16 protein-coding genes and 1 pseudogene are annotated in these 13,992 nt (G+C 53.0%); 4 read left to right on the forward strand and 13 right to left on the reverse strand.

Features of this window, described 5'->3' with window-relative positions; translation table 11 throughout:
- From P0Y67_RS13120 to fkpA, 9 genes are all read right to left on the reverse strand, one after another.
- The coding region (locus P0Y67_RS13120) for a GTP-binding protein (protein WP_342392221.1) at positions 1 to 335 on the reverse strand (335 nt) is incomplete at its 3' end.
- A 105-nt stretch (positions 336 to 440) separates the two neighbouring features.
- On the reverse strand, positions 441 to 2,537 hold the full coding sequence (gene fusA / locus P0Y67_RS13125; protein ID WP_337112696.1) for an elongation factor G: 2,097 nt from the start codon (positions 2,535 to 2,537) through the stop codon (positions 441 to 443).
- 87 nt (positions 2,538 to 2,624) lie between these two features.
- Positions 2,625 to 3,095 (reverse strand): 30S ribosomal protein S7, encoded by a 471-nt coding sequence (gene rpsG, locus P0Y67_RS13130; RefSeq protein WP_027250668.1) that lies wholly within the window; start codon positions 3,093 to 3,095, stop codon positions 2,625 to 2,627.
- 98 nt (positions 3,096 to 3,193) lie between these two features.
- The gene (rpsL, locus tag P0Y67_RS13135) at positions 3,194 to 3,568 is read right to left on the reverse strand and encodes a 30S ribosomal protein S12 (protein WP_004399892.1); all 375 of its coding nucleotides are present in this window, start codon (positions 3,566 to 3,568) and stop codon (positions 3,194 to 3,196) included.
- A gap of 179 nt (positions 3,569 to 3,747) precedes the next feature.
- Positions 3,748 to 4,038, reverse strand: coding sequence for a sulfurtransferase complex subunit TusB (gene tusB, locus P0Y67_RS13140; RefSeq protein WP_342392222.1), 291 nt, complete (start codon positions 4,036 to 4,038; stop codon positions 3,748 to 3,750).
- A gap of 42 nt (positions 4,039 to 4,080) precedes the next feature.
- Positions 4,081 to 4,437: a sulfurtransferase complex subunit TusC gene (gene tusC, locus P0Y67_RS13145; protein WP_342392254.1), complete on the reverse strand. Its 357-nt coding sequence runs from the start codon at positions 4,435 to 4,437 to the stop codon at positions 4,081 to 4,083.
- 14 nt (positions 4,438 to 4,451) lie between these two features.
- Complete coding sequence (gene tusD, locus P0Y67_RS13150) at positions 4,452 to 4,844, reverse strand: sulfurtransferase complex subunit TusD (RefSeq protein ID WP_342392223.1); 393 nt, start codon at positions 4,842 to 4,844, stop codon at positions 4,452 to 4,454.
- Positions 4,841 to 5,530: a helix-turn-helix transcriptional regulator gene (locus P0Y67_RS13155; RefSeq protein ID WP_202602059.1), complete on the reverse strand. Its 690-nt coding sequence runs from the start codon at positions 5,528 to 5,530 to the stop codon at positions 4,841 to 4,843. Before P0Y67_RS13155 ends, tusD begins: the two co-directional genes overlap by 4 nt.
- Before the next feature lie 254 nt (positions 5,531 to 5,784).
- Entirely contained in the window at positions 5,785 to 6,591 is an 807-nt protein-coding gene (fkpA, locus tag P0Y67_RS13160) for an FKBP-type peptidyl-prolyl cis-trans isomerase (RefSeq protein WP_342392255.1), read from the reverse strand.
- Positions 6,592 to 6,783: 192 nt separating this feature from the next.
- Between fkpA and P0Y67_RS13165 the strand changes: the two genes are divergently transcribed.
- Together P0Y67_RS13165 and P0Y67_RS13170 are read left to right on the forward strand one after the other, a co-directional pair.
- A complete protein-coding gene (locus tag P0Y67_RS13165) occupies positions 6,784 to 7,764 on the forward strand; it encodes a WD40 repeat domain-containing protein (RefSeq protein WP_342392224.1) in 981 nt (326 codons plus the stop codon).
- 28 nt (positions 7,765 to 7,792) lie between these two features.
- Positions 7,793 to 8,017, forward strand: a complete 225-nt coding sequence (locus P0Y67_RS13170) for a SlyX family protein (RefSeq protein ID WP_342392256.1) — start codon at positions 7,793 to 7,795, stop codon at positions 8,015 to 8,017.
- 91 nt (positions 8,018 to 8,108) lie between these two features.
- Here P0Y67_RS13170 and slyD read toward each other — a convergent pair.
- From slyD to kefG, 4 genes and pseudogenes are all read right to left on the reverse strand, one after another.
- Positions 8,109 to 8,627 (reverse strand): annotated as a pseudogene (gene slyD / locus P0Y67_RS13175) (peptidylprolyl isomerase); the annotation flags it as partial.
- Positions 8,628 to 8,713: 86 nt separating this feature from the next.
- A complete protein-coding gene (locus tag P0Y67_RS13180) occupies positions 8,714 to 8,923 on the reverse strand; it encodes a YheV family putative zinc ribbon protein (RefSeq protein WP_027250660.1) in 210 nt (69 codons plus the stop codon).
- A gap of 45 nt (positions 8,924 to 8,968) precedes the next feature.
- Entirely contained in the window at positions 8,969 to 10,774 is a 1,806-nt protein-coding gene (kefB, locus tag P0Y67_RS13185) for a glutathione-regulated potassium-efflux system protein KefB (protein WP_342392225.1), read from the reverse strand.
- Entirely contained in the window at positions 10,764 to 11,339 is a 576-nt protein-coding gene (kefG, locus tag P0Y67_RS13190; protein WP_342392226.1) for a glutathione-regulated potassium-efflux system ancillary protein KefG, read from the reverse strand. Before kefG ends, kefB begins: the two co-directional genes overlap by 11 nt.
- 241 nt (positions 11,340 to 11,580) lie before the next feature.
- On the opposite strand from kefG, the gene P0Y67_RS13195 reads away from it, so the two are divergent.
- Together P0Y67_RS13195 and P0Y67_RS13200 are read left to right on the forward strand one after the other, a co-directional pair.
- Complete coding sequence (locus P0Y67_RS13195; RefSeq protein ID WP_342392227.1) at positions 11,581 to 13,509, forward strand: ABC transporter ATP-binding protein; 1,929 nt, start codon at positions 11,581 to 11,583, stop codon at positions 13,507 to 13,509.
- On the forward strand, positions 13,496 to 13,969 hold the full coding sequence (locus tag P0Y67_RS13200; RefSeq protein ID WP_342392228.1) for a TIGR02444 family protein: 474 nt from the start codon (positions 13,496 to 13,498) through the stop codon (positions 13,967 to 13,969). Before P0Y67_RS13195 ends, P0Y67_RS13200 begins: the two co-directional genes overlap by 14 nt.
- The last annotated feature ends 23 nt before the right edge of the window (positions 13,970 to 13,992 follow it).

The following is a 13,992-nucleotide window of genomic DNA, read 5'->3' on the forward strand; positions in this document are numbered from 1 at the left end:
GGGCCATCAGTCGCAGCAACAACCAGGATACCACCGTCCATCTGAGCAGCACCGGTGATCATGTTCTTAACGTAGTCAGCGTGTCCTGGGCAGTCAACGTGCGCGTAGTGGCGAGTCGGAGTATCGTACTCTACGTGAGAAGTAGAGATAGTGATACCACGCTCACGCTCTTCTGGCGCATTATCGATAGATGCGAAGTCACGTGCAGCACCACCGTATACTTTAGCCAAAGTAGTACAGATAGCAGCAGTCAGAGTGGTTTTACCGTGGTCAACGTGGCCGATAGTACCAACGTTAACGTGCGGTTTCGTACGTTCAAATTTTTCTTTAGACACGATCGTGTTCCTTCCTAGTTGTGATTCGCCCCACATATTGGCGGGACGCGTCAGAAGTTGTATTTTATGCGGCAACCGAAGCTGACGCAATATTTCTGCTAATGTTTAGCCGCGTTCAGCGATGATTCCATCGGCGATATTCTTCGGAACTTCAGCATATTCGCTGAACTCCATCGAATAGGAAGCACGGCCTTGGGTAGCAGAACGAAGATCCGTTGCGTAACCAAACATCTCAGAAAGCGGAACATGGGCACGGATAATCTTCAGCCCAGCCGGGCCTTCATCCATACCGCCAATGATGCCGCGACGACGGTTCAAGTCGCCAACCACATCACCCATCCAGTCTTCCGGAGTGGTTACTTCAACTTTCATCATAGGTTCAAGAATGACAGGTTGCGCATCAAGTGCACCCTTCCTGAACGCCATAGAACCGGCGATCTTAAACGCCATTTCGCTCGAGTCAACATCGTGGTATGAACCATCGAACAGCGTCGCTTTGACGTCCAGTACCGGGTAACCGGCAAGAACACCATTTTTCATCTGCTCTTCGATACCTTTGGCAACTGCACCGATATATTCTCTCGGCACTGTGCCACCGACGACTTCGTCTACAAAGACGAAACCTGCATTCGGCTCGGAAGGCTCAATCTTCAGCCAGACGTGACCGTACTGGCCGCGACCACCAGATTGACGTACGAACTTTCCTTCCACTTCCGTTTTACCACGGATAGTTTCACGGAAAGCAACCTGAGGCTTACCAACGTTACATTCAACGCTGAACTCACGCTTCATACGGTCAACGATGATATCCAGATGAAGCTCACCCATACCCGAAATCAGGGTTTGGCCAGATTCTTCATCGGTTTCTACCCGGAATGATGGATCTTCTGCAGCCAGTTTACCCAGCGCAATACCCATTTTTTCCTGGTCGGCTTTCGACCTTGGTTCAACAGCAATCTGAATCACTGGCTCTGGGAATTCCATCCGCTCCAGAATCACTTTGTGTTCTGGATCGCAAAGAGTATCACCGGTAGTAACGTTCTTCAGGCCAATTGCTGCCGCGATGTCGCCAGCTCGAACTTCTTTAATTTCTTCACGCTTATTGGAATGCATCTGAACGATACGGCCAAAGCGCTCACGCTTATCTTTCACCGTGTTGTAGACGCTATCGCCTGAATTCACAACACCGGAATAAACACGCATAAATGTCAGGGTGCCTACGAACGGGTCAGTTGCGATCTTAAACGCCAGCGCAGCGAAGGGTTCTTCGTCGCTTGAGTGGCGGATCACTTCATTGCCATCCATATCTTCACCACGGATTGCTTTTACTTCCGTTGGCGATGGCAAGAATTCCACAACCGCATCCAGTACAGCCTGAACACCTTTGTTCTTAAATGCAGAGCCACAGGTTGCCAGTACGATTTCATTATTCAGCGTACGTTGGCGCAGACCGGCTTTGATTTCATCTTCTGACAAGGTACCTTCTTCTAGGTACTTATCCATCAGCTCTTCTGTTGCCTCAGCCGCTGACTCAACCAGATTAGTGTGCCATTCTTCGGCCAGCTCTTGCATGTCTGCCGGAATGTCTTCATAAGTGAAGCTCATGCCCTGATCGGCTTCATTCCAGTTGATCGCTTTCATTTTAATCAGGTCGATCACACCTTTGAATTCTTCTTCCGCACCAATATTCAGTTGAATAGGTACCGGATTTGCGCCAAGACGAACTTTGATTTGCTCAATCACACGCAGGAAATCAGCGCCTGCACGGTCCATCTTGTTTACGAAGACCATACGCGGTACTTCGTATTTGTCAGCCTGACGCCATACTGTCTCAGACTGAGGTTCAACACCGGATGAGCCACAGAAAACAACCACTGCACCATCAAGTACGCGTAGGGAACGCTCTACTTCGATAGTGAAATCAACGTGTCCTGGGGTGTCGATAATATTGATGCGATGCTCAGGAAACTGAGCGTCCATACCACGCCAGAAGGTTGTAGTGGCAGCAGAGGTTATGGTGATCCCACGCTCCTGCTCCTGTTCCATCCAGTCCATGGTAGCTGCACCATCGTGTACTTCACCAATTTTATGGGAAAGACCTGTGTAAAACAGGATACGCTCGGTCGTGGTTGTTTTACCGGCGTCTACGTGAGCGCAAATACCGATGTTACGGTAACGCTCAATAGGAGTTTTGCGAGCCACGGTTGAATCCTCTTACTAAGGTTATCCTTAGAAAATGGTACGGGCGCAGCAGGCCAAGCCTGCTGCGCCCATTCGCTAATAATGAAATTACCAGCGGTAGTGTGCGAACGCTTTGTTCGCTTCTGCCATACGGTGAACGTCTTCACGTTTCTTAACAGCAGAACCTTTGTTGTCGGCAGCATCCAGCATTTCAGCAGCCAGGCGAGCAGCCATAGATTTTTCACCACGCTTACGCGCAGCTTCAACCAACCAACGCATAGCCAGAGCATTACGACGCACAGGACGTACTTCTACTGGTACCTGGTAAGTTGAACCACCTACACGGCGAGATTTAACTTCTACCGCTGGGCGAACGTTATCAAGAGCTTTTTCAAAAATTGACAGGTGCTCTTCACCAGAGCGCTCAGCCATTGAATCCAGTGCAGTGTAAACAATTTTCTCTGCAGTAGATTTCTTACCGTCAACCATCAGGATGTTGACGAATTTTGCCAGCAATTCAGATTTGAATTTAGGATCTGGAAGGATCTTACGCTGACCAATTACGCGACGACGTGGCATGGAAATTCTCCGTTGTCTTCTTCAGGTTTTATCCAAAACTTTTCAGTTTTTTCAAAATTACAAATAATTTAGTGTTTGGCCTTACTTAACGGATTCCATTAAGACTTAGGACGCTTCACACCGTACTTAGAACGACCTTGTTTACGGTCGTTAACACCCGCACAGTCAAGTGCACCACGAACAGTGTGGTAACGAACACCTGGAAGGTCTTTAACACGACCACCACGGATAAGAACAACACTGTGCTCTTGCAGGTTGTGGCCTTCACCGCCGATGTATGACGTTACTTCAAAACCATTGGTCAGACGTACACGACATACTTTACGCAGTGCGGAGTTTGGTTTTTTTGGAGTAGTAGTGTATACACGAGTACATACACCACGTTTTTGTGGACACGCTTCTAGCGCAGGCACGTTGCTCTTAACAACTTGCTTTGCACGTGGTTTGCGTACCAGCTGGTTAATAGTTGCCATTAAATAGCTCCTGATTATTTACTTTCGTAAAGGTGAAAAATCTGCCTCCCAACAACAGGAGGACGCGAAATTTTAGGCGTCGGACTATAAGGTGTCAAGATATATACAGCGATCACATCTATGATCATTTCTTAACCACCCTCTTTCCGGCCGGTTGAATCCTTTTTAACCGCGTTTATTCAGGCCCATTTCATGCAGTTAGGATGGCGGACCGTCAACGCCACCAACATGTTGTGATCTATCACTTCCACATCCGCGGTAACCCGCCCGGCCAGGCCTCTCGCCAGTAAATCCGTCTCCAGTACGTACACGGCCGCCGCTTGCTTGAAGGCAGATTCAAGTTGTCCCGGCGAGGTGGCGGCGACAACGCCATCTTGCAGCAACACAATTTCATCACCGGGTAAAAGTTGAGCAACGCACTGCTGTAATGCCCGATTTTGAAAAGGAGAAGAAAAAATCATGTGTAACATAGGCAGTCCTGAAAGCTGCACGCAGCTTGAGTCGCTGAAAAACTAGTAACTGAGAATTTTCTGACAACGGTGAAGTTTGGCGGTCAGCTCCTGCGGCGAAAGCAACTCCGCCTCGATCAGCAAATCATCCAGTGTGAGCCCGCGCTCTGCCATGGACTCGCGGCACACAAACACCTCTTCAAGATCATACAGTGGCAGCATTTTAAAGGCGGCGCTGTATTCACGCCCCAGCACCGCTGCACCCTGCTGGCCTTTGAGCAGTTGCCATACTCCATCGCCAATAAAGAACAGTTGCAGCTCTTCGCTGTAAGCAGAAGTTGCCAGTACGGCATCTAACCCTTCACGGCCGCTGTTGAGACCGTGCGGCACAGTGGTGAAAACAAATCCGACAGACATAATACTTTCCGGCACAGTTAAAACTGAATCACGCGATCGGCGCTCAATAACACTTCGGCCAATCCGCCCAGCCCGGCCTGTTCAAAGCCAGCGGCCAGATTATGACCCGGCAGTGCATTCTGGCTGGCTTCGAGTTCGCTGACCACCCCGCGGCGCAACGCGGCGGCCACGCAGGTTTGCAACTCGACCTGATGCTCACGGCCCAGTTGCTGCCAGGCGGCCAGTAAGTCAAACTCATCCGACGCCGGCGCGGCCAGCACAGAGCCGTTGTGAACCCCATCCTGATAGAAAAATACCCGTTGCAACCTGTGCCCATTGGCGATGACGGCCTGAGCAAACTGATAGGCACTGCGCGCATTCTGCGACCCGTAGGCCGGCCCATCGACCACCAGGGCAAACGTCAGGCTCATTTTTCGCCATCCTCCGTTTTACGCTGGCGTATATATAGGTAGACAGTGTGTTTGGAGATATTCAGGCGGTCAGCAACCCGGTTGATGGCATCTTTAATATCGAAGATCCCTTTGTCGTACAGCTCCATCACTATCTGACGGTTTTTGGCATTATTCGAGACATTCTTGTCGGCATTGATTTCTTCGATCGTGCGCTCAACCGTCTGATCCACCAGCTCATCAACGTCGCTGGCAAAATTCACGCTGGAAGCGGCCTGCTTGGCCTCATCGGTCGGCATGAAAGATTGCAGAATCTGGGAAAAAGGGGCATCCAGGTTAACGTTGATACACAGCAAACCTATTATATTGTCATCGGCATTGCGAATCGCAATGGTGATGGACTTCATCAATGCGCCACCCTTGGCACGGGTGAAATAGGCGCGGGAGAAATTGCGCTCTGACCCTTCAATGTCACGCAGCATACGCAATGCCAGATCAGTGATCGGCGAGCCCACTTTGCGGCCGGTATTTTCGCCATTGGCAATTTTGATCGCCGAGGTATTCAGATCGGCCAGTGAATGCAGCACAATTTCACAAAAAGGCCCTATCAGGGTGGCCAGTCCATCAACCACGGCTTCGTATGAGCGCAATATAACAAAGTCGTGCTCAGTAAAAGTACGGGTCTCTATTAAGTCACTTTCCACCATGACGTCAGTGCCAAAGTTATCGGTCGATACCACTTTCAGTCTTCCTTGCTTGTTCCCGCTCCACTGATGTTGAAGGCAAGCTTCGATTTAAACGAAACGGGGAAAAATTCAATTCTTGCTTGCAAGTTTATCAGAATATGGAAACAGGTCTTCAGAAAATGAAATTTGCAGCGCACAAAAATGATCCTAAATCAGCGCTATAAATGCAAAAAGCCCGGCATTTGCCGGGCTTGGGTGTCTTATTAACGCAAGGCTTACTGTTCAGCCGTGGCTTCTGCGTCCTGATCCGCTTTGACGATTTCCAGCAGCTCAACCTCAAACACCAGGGTAGAGTTGGCCGGAATACTTGGGTTGGCTTGCGAACCGTAAGCCAGCTCTGGCGGGATAACAAACTTGAACTTAGAACCGACCGGCATCAGCTGCACGCCTTCCGTCCAGCCCGGAATCACCTGATTCAGCGGGAAAGTGGCCGGTTGATTGCGCTTGTATGAGCTGTCAAACTCCGTGCCGTCAATCAGCGTACCGCTATAGTGCACCTGCACTGTATCGGTTGCTTTTGGCATTTCGCCTTTACCTTCAGTCTCGACCTGATACAACAGGCCGGATTCAGTTTTCTTCACGCCTTCCTGTTGTTCGAAATCAGCACGGAAATCATCGCCAGCTTTGGTGTTCTTTTCCGCTTCTTCTTTGGCTTTGCTCGCCATCATGTCAGAGACACGCTGATCCAGATCCTGCAGCGCCTGCTGCGTTTCTTCCTGGCTCATACGGCTGTTACCGGCAAAGACATCGCTCACCCCAGCCAGTACATCTTCTTTTTTCAGATCCAGACCCAGCTCTTTTTGCTGTTCCAGGTTAGCTGACAGGTATTGCGCCAGTGAAGCCCCGATAGCATAAGCCGCTTTCTGATCATCAGACTCGAATGCCTTTGCATCTGTCGCAGCCTGCTGCTCAACTGCCACTGGTTCAGCCGTCTCTGCCGGTGCTGACGTTTTCTCATCCTGACAGCCTACCGCCAGCAGAATCGTTGCTGCCAACACAGACATTTTTAGAACTGGTTTCAGAACTGGTTTCATGTATCTCTCCATTTATTCAGAGTCTAAGCTCTTAATTTTACGCAAGGTTCTACACAGCTATGTTAAAACCATGCCATATCAATATACTAATACCAACTATTTTCTTACCGTCATTCACTGCGTCGGACACAAATGCGCCACAGTCGGGACGCAATAGTCTTAAAACGGAAAGTACGATCCATGCGCCAATCATTTTTAGCAGCAACTTTCATTCTGGCACTCTTTACGCTGGCCGGTTGTGATATTTCCGGCCCGGAGCGCCAGCGCTGGGATCTGGCCGCTGACGGCGCCACCACATTCAGCCTGAGCCGGGATGGTCGCTTTGCGTTATTTTATTCAGTCCAACAAGGTATCGTGCTCTGGGATCTACAGCAAAACAAAAAGTTAGCTGATTTAGGTTCTCAAGATCCACATCACACAACGGTGACAAACAGCGAGATATCCGACAATCAGCGGTTTGCCATTACCGTAACCGCACAAAACTTTGCGGTCTGGGATCTGGCCTGGAGCCAGGCGCAGGGACTATGGTCAGTCTCTGACGGCATCATACGTGATGCGGCGATCGCCAATGACGGCAAACAGGTACTGCTGGCTCTGTCAAACGGCAAAGCGCTGTTCGTCGACTTGGGCAGCGGAAGACGGCTGGAGTTCCTTGCCCACAGAGAAAAAGTCAATGCCGTCGCCCTCTCCCCCAACGGCCGTTATGCCCTTTCAGGCGGCGATGACAACCTGGCCTACCTCTGGGATACGGACAGCGGCCAGATTCTGTACCGGTTTGAGCACCCGACGCGAGTCAACCAGGTCGCCCTGCAGCGAGACGGCAAGCTGGCTTTCACCGCAGACAGCGGTAACCAGGCGGTTCTCTGGGATCTGTCCGACGGCCATCAACAGTCGGCACTGACCATACGCCTGAGACAGCAAAACTTTTCCAGTGCACGTTTTTCTGATGACGGCAGCTATCTGGCAACAGGTACCCCTTCCAAACGGGTAGAACTGTGGAACACCTCAACCGGCGAGAGAGAAGCTTACTGGCAAGCCGCCACACAAGAAAACGAGCGCCCGGGGTCGGCGGTGGTGTATGATGTCGCCATCACACCAGACGGTGACGTTCGCTCAGGCAGCTCAGCCGGCATCGCCCAGGACTGGTATCTCACTGACTGAACACAGTAAACAGCAGCCGACATTGACAATGACAGATATCGAACAAAAGCTACAGGCTCAGATTGATGAGCTGGAAATGAAACAGGCTTTTCAGGAACAGACCATTGAAGAGCTGAACAGCGCATTGACCCAGCAGCAGTTTCTGCTCGACAAGCTGCTGGTACAGGTACGCTATTTAGCGGGCAAAGTGCAAGGCTCTCAGGTGTCCAATCTCGCCAGTGAAAGTGAAGAGACCCCGCCACCGCATTACTGATGCCGCGCAGAAGGCACTGATAAACTGATGATACAAAAACGGGAAGCCCAGGCTTCCCGTTTTGTCGTCATGACAAGATGACTTAGTGGTTGCAGCAACCGCCATCATGATCATGGTCGTGATCATGGTCATGACCACAACCGCCTTCCTGATGGATATGGCCGTGAGCAACCTCATCTTCGGTCGCCGCACGGGTAGCAACGATTTCAACGTTGAAAGTCAGTGTCTGACCCGCCAGCATGTGGTTACCGTCAACCACCACTTCATCACCATCCACTTCGGTGACTTCAACAGGGATAGGGCCCTGATCCGTATCTGCCAGGAAACGCATTCCCACAGTAATTTCATCCACACCCTGGAAGACTTCAGCCGGTACACGCTGAACCATTTCGTCATGGTGCTCGCCGTAAGCATCTTCTGGCGCCACAGTCACTTCGAATTTGTCGCCAACTTCACGACCTTCCAGTGCATTTTCCAGACCAACGATCAGGTTGTTGTGGCCGTGCAGGTAATCAAGCGGCGCCTCAGTGGTTGACTCGTCAACAACGACGCCCTCTTCAGTTTTCACTTGATAAGCCAGGCTTACTACTGTGTCTTTAGCGACTTTCATGTTTACTCCGAATTTGAGCAGGGATTTAATCCGCCATCATACCGGATCTGCCCGCTATGACGCCAATTTTGTTCGCGCCGACAGTTTTATTCCGGCTTGAAAATGCCGATCACCTGCTCTGATGTCGAGCCCGCAACATGTTTGCTGTCTTCAACCGATTTAGGCAGGCGCGTGTCGGTATGATGGCAAGCCACACACTCGACTTTCTCTACCTCATTTTCCAGCCACCAGCGAAGAGTGTCTTGCTGCTGGCATGCCGGGCATACCGCCCCGGCGATAAAACGTTTCTTACTCATGGTTCCTTTCCTGCTACTGCCAGGTTCTGTTAATCCGAGGGCCGGTCAGTCCCAGCCATTGTGCCGCTCGCGTTCGCCCCGCATTTCCCGATCGAAGATCTCTTCCAGCTCTTTACGGGCTTCTCTGGCCCGGGTGGCTAAGTGGACATCTTCCGAGTGCTGGGGTAACAAGTCCCGCAAAGCGGTGGTATCTAATTTGCGAAAATGTGCCTCTGCCCGTTTGGCTTTGTAGGGGTGCATGCCCAGTGCAACCAGTGCCTGGCGTCCCAGATCCAGCGCGCCGGCAAAGGTCTCACGCGAAAACCTGTCCACGCCGTGGCTGAGCAACTGGTGCGCTTCCACCCGGCTGCGGGCGCGTGCCAGTATTTTCAGGCGCGGGAAATGTTGCTGACAAAGGACCACCACCTGCATCACCTCTTCCGGATTGTCGGTACAGATAATGATAGCTTCTGCTTTTTCCGCCCCGGCCGCGCGCAGTAAATCGAGCTGGCTGGCATCGCCATAATACACCTTATAGCCAAACTTACGCAGGAACTGAATCTGACTTGGATCCCGTTCTAATATAGTGACCCGGATTTTATTGGCAAACAGCAGCCTGCCGACGACCTGACCAAAACGGCCGAACCCGGTAATGATCACCCTGGGTTCGCGATCGACCACATCGGATTCCGGTTCATCGCTGGCTTCAGCCTTAAAAGTGCGTACGAACCATTTGTCCTGCAAACGTAAGATCAAAGGCGTGGTCATCATAGACAGACTCACCACCACCAGCAAAAAACTGCTCAGATCCGCCTCTAACAGCCCTTCGCTGCGTGCAGCAGTAAAGAGTACAAAAGCAAATTCACCGCCCTGACTGAGAATGGCCGCCATCTGGCTGCGCGACTTGGCCTGAATACCGAACAGGCGGGCCAGCAGATACAGGATTAAGCCCTTAACCGTCACCAAAGCCACAACAGCTCCGAGAATTTGTAACGGGTATTCCAGCAGCAGGCCGAGATTGACCGCCATACCGACTGAGATAAAGAACAGCCCGAGCAGCAGCCCTTTAAACGGCTCGATGGCAATTTCTAGCTCATGGCGGTATTCGCTTTCCGCCAGCAGCACCCCGGCCAGAAAAGTGCCAAGCGCCATAGACAGGCCGAGAATTTCCATGCCCAGTGCAATCCCTATCACCAGCAGCAAAGCCGTGACGGTAAAGAGCTCGCGCACCCCGGACATCACGACCCAGCGAAACAGCGGCCGCAGGAGAAAATGACCGCCGACCAGCAACACGGCTATACCTGCCACCATGGCGCCTAAATCGAGCCAGGTGCCGCCATCACTGCCCGCCAGCAGAGGCAACACCGCCAGCATAGGGATCACGGCGATATCCTGAAACAGCAGTACCGCAAAGCCGGATTGCCCGGTCTGCGAGCCGCCGATGCCCTGCTCTTCAATGATCCGCAGTGCTATCGCGGTGGAAGATAACGCCAGCCCCATCCCTATCACCAGGGCGACCCGCCAATCCACCGCCCCGACAAATTGGCCGCACAAGAGTACCAAGGAGGCAATCACTAAACTGGTCAGTACCACCTGACTGCCGCCTAAGCCCAGAATAGGTTGTCGCATCTGCCAGAGTTTGCTGGGGTTCAGCTCCAGTCCAATCAGAAACAGCAGCAGAACGACCCCAAACTCGGAAAAATGCAGCACTTCCTCCACATCATTGATCAGCCCCAGCCCCCAGGGACCAATGCCGATCCCGGCCAGCAGATAGCCCAAAACCGATCCCAGCCCGAGACGCTGGGCCACAGGCACAGCCACAACGGCCGCCGCCAGAAACACCACACCGGCACTCAATACATCAGACGCCATAACGCTTCTCCCTGTCGGCGCCGGTCTCGGCCAATGGCGAGAGCAGCCACTCCCGGTACAACTGCGCATGTTCGCGCCGTTCGGCATCCGGCACCCGCCGTGCCCAGTGCAGCACCAAAGGCGGCATCCAGTGCATCTGGCACAGCTCGGCAGTGAGCTCAAACGGTTTGAGGATGTCGCCCACACTACTGCGGTTATAACCATCCGGCGTGTAGGCTTCGGCCGCCCCGCCCGTAGTGATCACTGAACGCCAGTATTTGCCCTTGGTGGCCTTGCCATCCCCGTGGGCGAACCCTTTGCTGAGGACCACATCAATCCATTCCTTGAGCAGCGAAGGGCATGAGTACATATAAAGAGGGTGCTGAAAAACCAAAATATCATGCTGGGCCAGCAAGGCACGTTCATAAGCGATATCGATGAAAAAATCCGGGTACTTGCCGTACAGATCGTGAAATGTCACATGAGACAGGTTAGCCACTGCCGATAGCATGGCTTTGTTGGCAACGGACGCATCGGGGTCCGGATGCGCGTAAATCAGCAGAATGCGTGGTGGGGCGTGCTCCATAGGCCTGGTCCTCATTTCCCTGAGTAACATCATGAGCATTAACGGGATGTCCCGGCTCTTGAAACATCATACCGAATTCTGGCGCCAAAAGATCGCTTAATTCCTGAGATTTCAACAGCAAAATAAAGCGCTGCCCGTTTCTGGGTCTTCGGCCTTGTTCGCAGTTAACCGAGGTTTAGTATAGACTGCCGCACCAGAAACCTATTTGTTGTGGAGCGGCAACAGCCGGTAGTAACAGGCGATGATCACTTTTTCTGATATTCAATTACTCAGGGGCGGAAATGTCCTTTTAGATCAGGCAACTGCCACTATTCATCCTGGCGATAAAGTCGGACTGGTGGGCAAGAATGGCTGTGGTAAATCCACCCTGTTTTCGCTGATCAAAAACGAGCTGACCGTCGATGCCGGGCAACATTCTGTCCCATCGCACTGGGAGCTGGCCTGGGTGGCACAGGAAACGCCGGCGCTAGTACGCACCGCGCTGGATTATGTGATTGACGGTGACCGGGAATACCGCCAGCTGGAGCAGGCACTGCAGGCGGCAGAGCTGGCCGATGACGGCAACAAGGTGGCCCTGCTGCACGACAAGCTAGACGCCATTGGCGGTTACAGCATCAAAGCCCGGGCATCCGAGCTGCTCGATGGTCTGGGCTTTTCGCAGGCCCAGATGGAGTGGAACCTGACGCAGTTTTCCGGTGGCTGGCGGATGCGCCTTAATCTTGCCCAGGCCCTGCTGTGCCGTTCCGATTTGCTGCTGCTCGACGAACCTACCAACCACCTGGATCTGGATGCCGTGCTGTGGCTGGAAAAATGGCTGCAGAATTACCGGGGCACCCTGGTACTGATTTCGCACGACCGCGATTTTCTCGATCCTGTGGTCGGTCGTATTATTCATGTCGAAAACCAGCGCCTGAACGAATACACAGGCAACTACTCATCGTTTGAAAACCAGCGGGCGGAAAAACTGGTTCTGCAGCAGTCGATGTATCAGAAGCAGCAAAAGCAAATGTCGCACATGCAGTCCTATATCGATCGCTTCCGCTATAAAGCCAGCAAGGCCCGGCAGGCACAAAGCCGGATCAAGGCACTGGAGCGGCTGGAAAAAGTGCTGCCGGCCCAGTTCGACAACCCGTTCAACTTTGAATTTCGCGAACCGGACTCGCTGCCTAACCCGATTATGATGATGGATCAGGTCGCGGCCGGTTATGGCGAGACCCCGATCCTGGATAAGATCCGCCTTAACCTGGTACCGGGCAGCCGGATTGGTCTGCTGGGCCGTAACGGTGCCGGTAAATCGACCCTGATCAAATTACTCTCAGGTGAACTGGCGGTACAGGCCGGCGAGCTGACGTACTCGCAAGGGGTGAAAATCGGTTATTTTGCCCAGCACCAGCTGGAAACCCTGCGCCTGGATGAAACCCCACTGCAGCACATGAACCGCCTGGCACCGGAAGCCACAGAGCAGCAACTGCGCGACTACCTCGGCAGTTTTGGCTTCAAAGGCGACAAGGCACTGGATCTGGTCGGCCCCTTCTCCGGGGGAGAAAAAGCCCGCCTGGTACTGGCACTGATCGTGTGGCAGCGCCCGAACCTGCTGCTGCTCGATGAACCGACCAACCACCTAGATCTCGACATGCGCCAGGCGCTGACGCTGGCCCTGCAGTCCTTTGAAGGGGCGATGGTCATCGTCAGCCACGACCGCTATCTGCTGCGCGCGACCACAGACGATTTGTATCTGGTGCACGACAGAAAAGTCGAACCGTTCGACGGCGATCTCAATGATTACCACAAGTGGCTGGCAGAGCAGCAGCGCAGTGAACGCCGCGAGCAGCAGGCCGGCAAACCGGACACCGCCAGTAAAGACCACAGTGCCGCGTCACGCAAAGAGCTCAAACGCCTGGAAGCTGAGTTCCGCAAACAAACCGCGCCACTGCGCAAGCAGGTTGACAAACTGGAAGCGAAGATGGAAAAGCTCAGCCAGTCACTGGCGACAGCGGAAGCCGCCTTGTCTGATGCCAGCATCTATGAAGCGGACAACAAAGCCCAACTGAACCAGACCTTGCTTGACCAGAGTCAGGCCAAAGCTGCACTGGAAGAGGTTGAGATGGAATGGATGGAACTGCATGAGCAGTTGGAAAGTATGGAACAGGAATTCAATGTCAAATTCTGAGCACTCCGCCCGACAGCCTTTTCAGCCGGATCAGTTCTGGCGCTTCTGCCTGCAGCACTACAGCCTGGGCGGCGTCAGCCAGGCCTGCCTGCAGCTTCAGGACGATTTCCGGGGCAACGTTAATCTGGCCCTGTTACTGCTCTGGCTCGACAGCCAGCAGTACGCCTTGTCAGAGACAGAAATCCGCCAGCTGAATAAGGCGCTGGCCGCGAGCGACAGCCAGCTCAAAGCCTACCGTCAGTTGCGCCGCGCGCTGAAACCTCAGCTGGATCAGCCCGGTTATCAGCAGATGCTGGACTTTGAGCTGCTGCTGGAACAAAGCCAGCAGCAGGATCTGATTCGCTGTCTGAACCATCAGGCGCAGCAGGCCAGAGCCGCGCTGCCGCCGCCTGCCGACAACCTGGCCCAGTACTGCCAGCATTTAAATGCCGCCAGCCTGACAGCAGCGATTCGCGGCTGACCACCGTGGTGAAAGCAAGATGA

The organism is Photobacterium sp. SP02 (assembly GCF_038519165.1).
GTDB lineage: Bacteria > Pseudomonadota > Gammaproteobacteria > Enterobacterales > Vibrionaceae > Photobacterium > Photobacterium halotolerans.

Excerpts from the sequence above, each read along its gene's own strand:
- rpsG (WP_027250668.1), bottom strand. The coding sequence starts at position 3,095 with ATGCCACGTCGTCGCGTAATTGGTCAGCGTAAGATCCTTCCAGATCCT.
- rpsL (WP_004399892.1), bottom strand. The coding sequence starts at position 3,568 with ATGGCAACTATTAACCAGCTGGTACGCAAACCACGTGCAAAGCAAGTT.
- tusB (WP_342392222.1), bottom strand. The coding sequence starts at position 4,038 with ATGTTACACATGATTTTTTCTTCTCCTTTTCAAAATCGGGCATTACAG.
- tusD (WP_342392223.1), bottom strand. The coding sequence starts at position 4,844 with ATGAGCCTGACGTTTGCCCTGGTGGTCGATGGGCCGGCCTACGGGTCG.
- P0Y67_RS13155 (WP_202602059.1), bottom strand. The coding sequence starts at position 5,530 with ATGGTGGAAAGTGACTTAATAGAGACCCGTACTTTTACTGAGCACGAC.
- P0Y67_RS13165 (WP_342392224.1), top strand. The coding sequence starts at position 6,784 with ATGCGCCAATCATTTTTAGCAGCAACTTTCATTCTGGCACTCTTTACG.
- P0Y67_RS13170 (WP_342392256.1), top strand. The coding sequence starts at position 7,793 with ATGACAGATATCGAACAAAAGCTACAGGCTCAGATTGATGAGCTGGAA.
- P0Y67_RS13180 (WP_027250660.1), bottom strand. The coding sequence starts at position 8,923 with ATGAGTAAGAAACGTTTTATCGCCGGGGCGGTATGCCCGGCATGCCAG.
- kefB (WP_342392225.1), bottom strand. The coding sequence starts at position 10,774 with ATGGCGTCTGATGTATTGAGTGCCGGTGTGGTGTTTCTGGCGGCGGCC.
- kefG (WP_342392226.1), bottom strand. The coding sequence starts at position 11,339 with ATGGAGCACGCCCCACCACGCATTCTGCTGATTTACGCGCATCCGGAC.
- P0Y67_RS13195 (WP_342392227.1), top strand. The coding sequence starts at position 11,581 with ATGATCACTTTTTCTGATATTCAATTACTCAGGGGCGGAAATGTCCTT.
- P0Y67_RS13200 (WP_342392228.1), top strand. The coding sequence starts at position 13,496 with ATGTCAAATTCTGAGCACTCCGCCCGACAGCCTTTTCAGCCGGATCAG.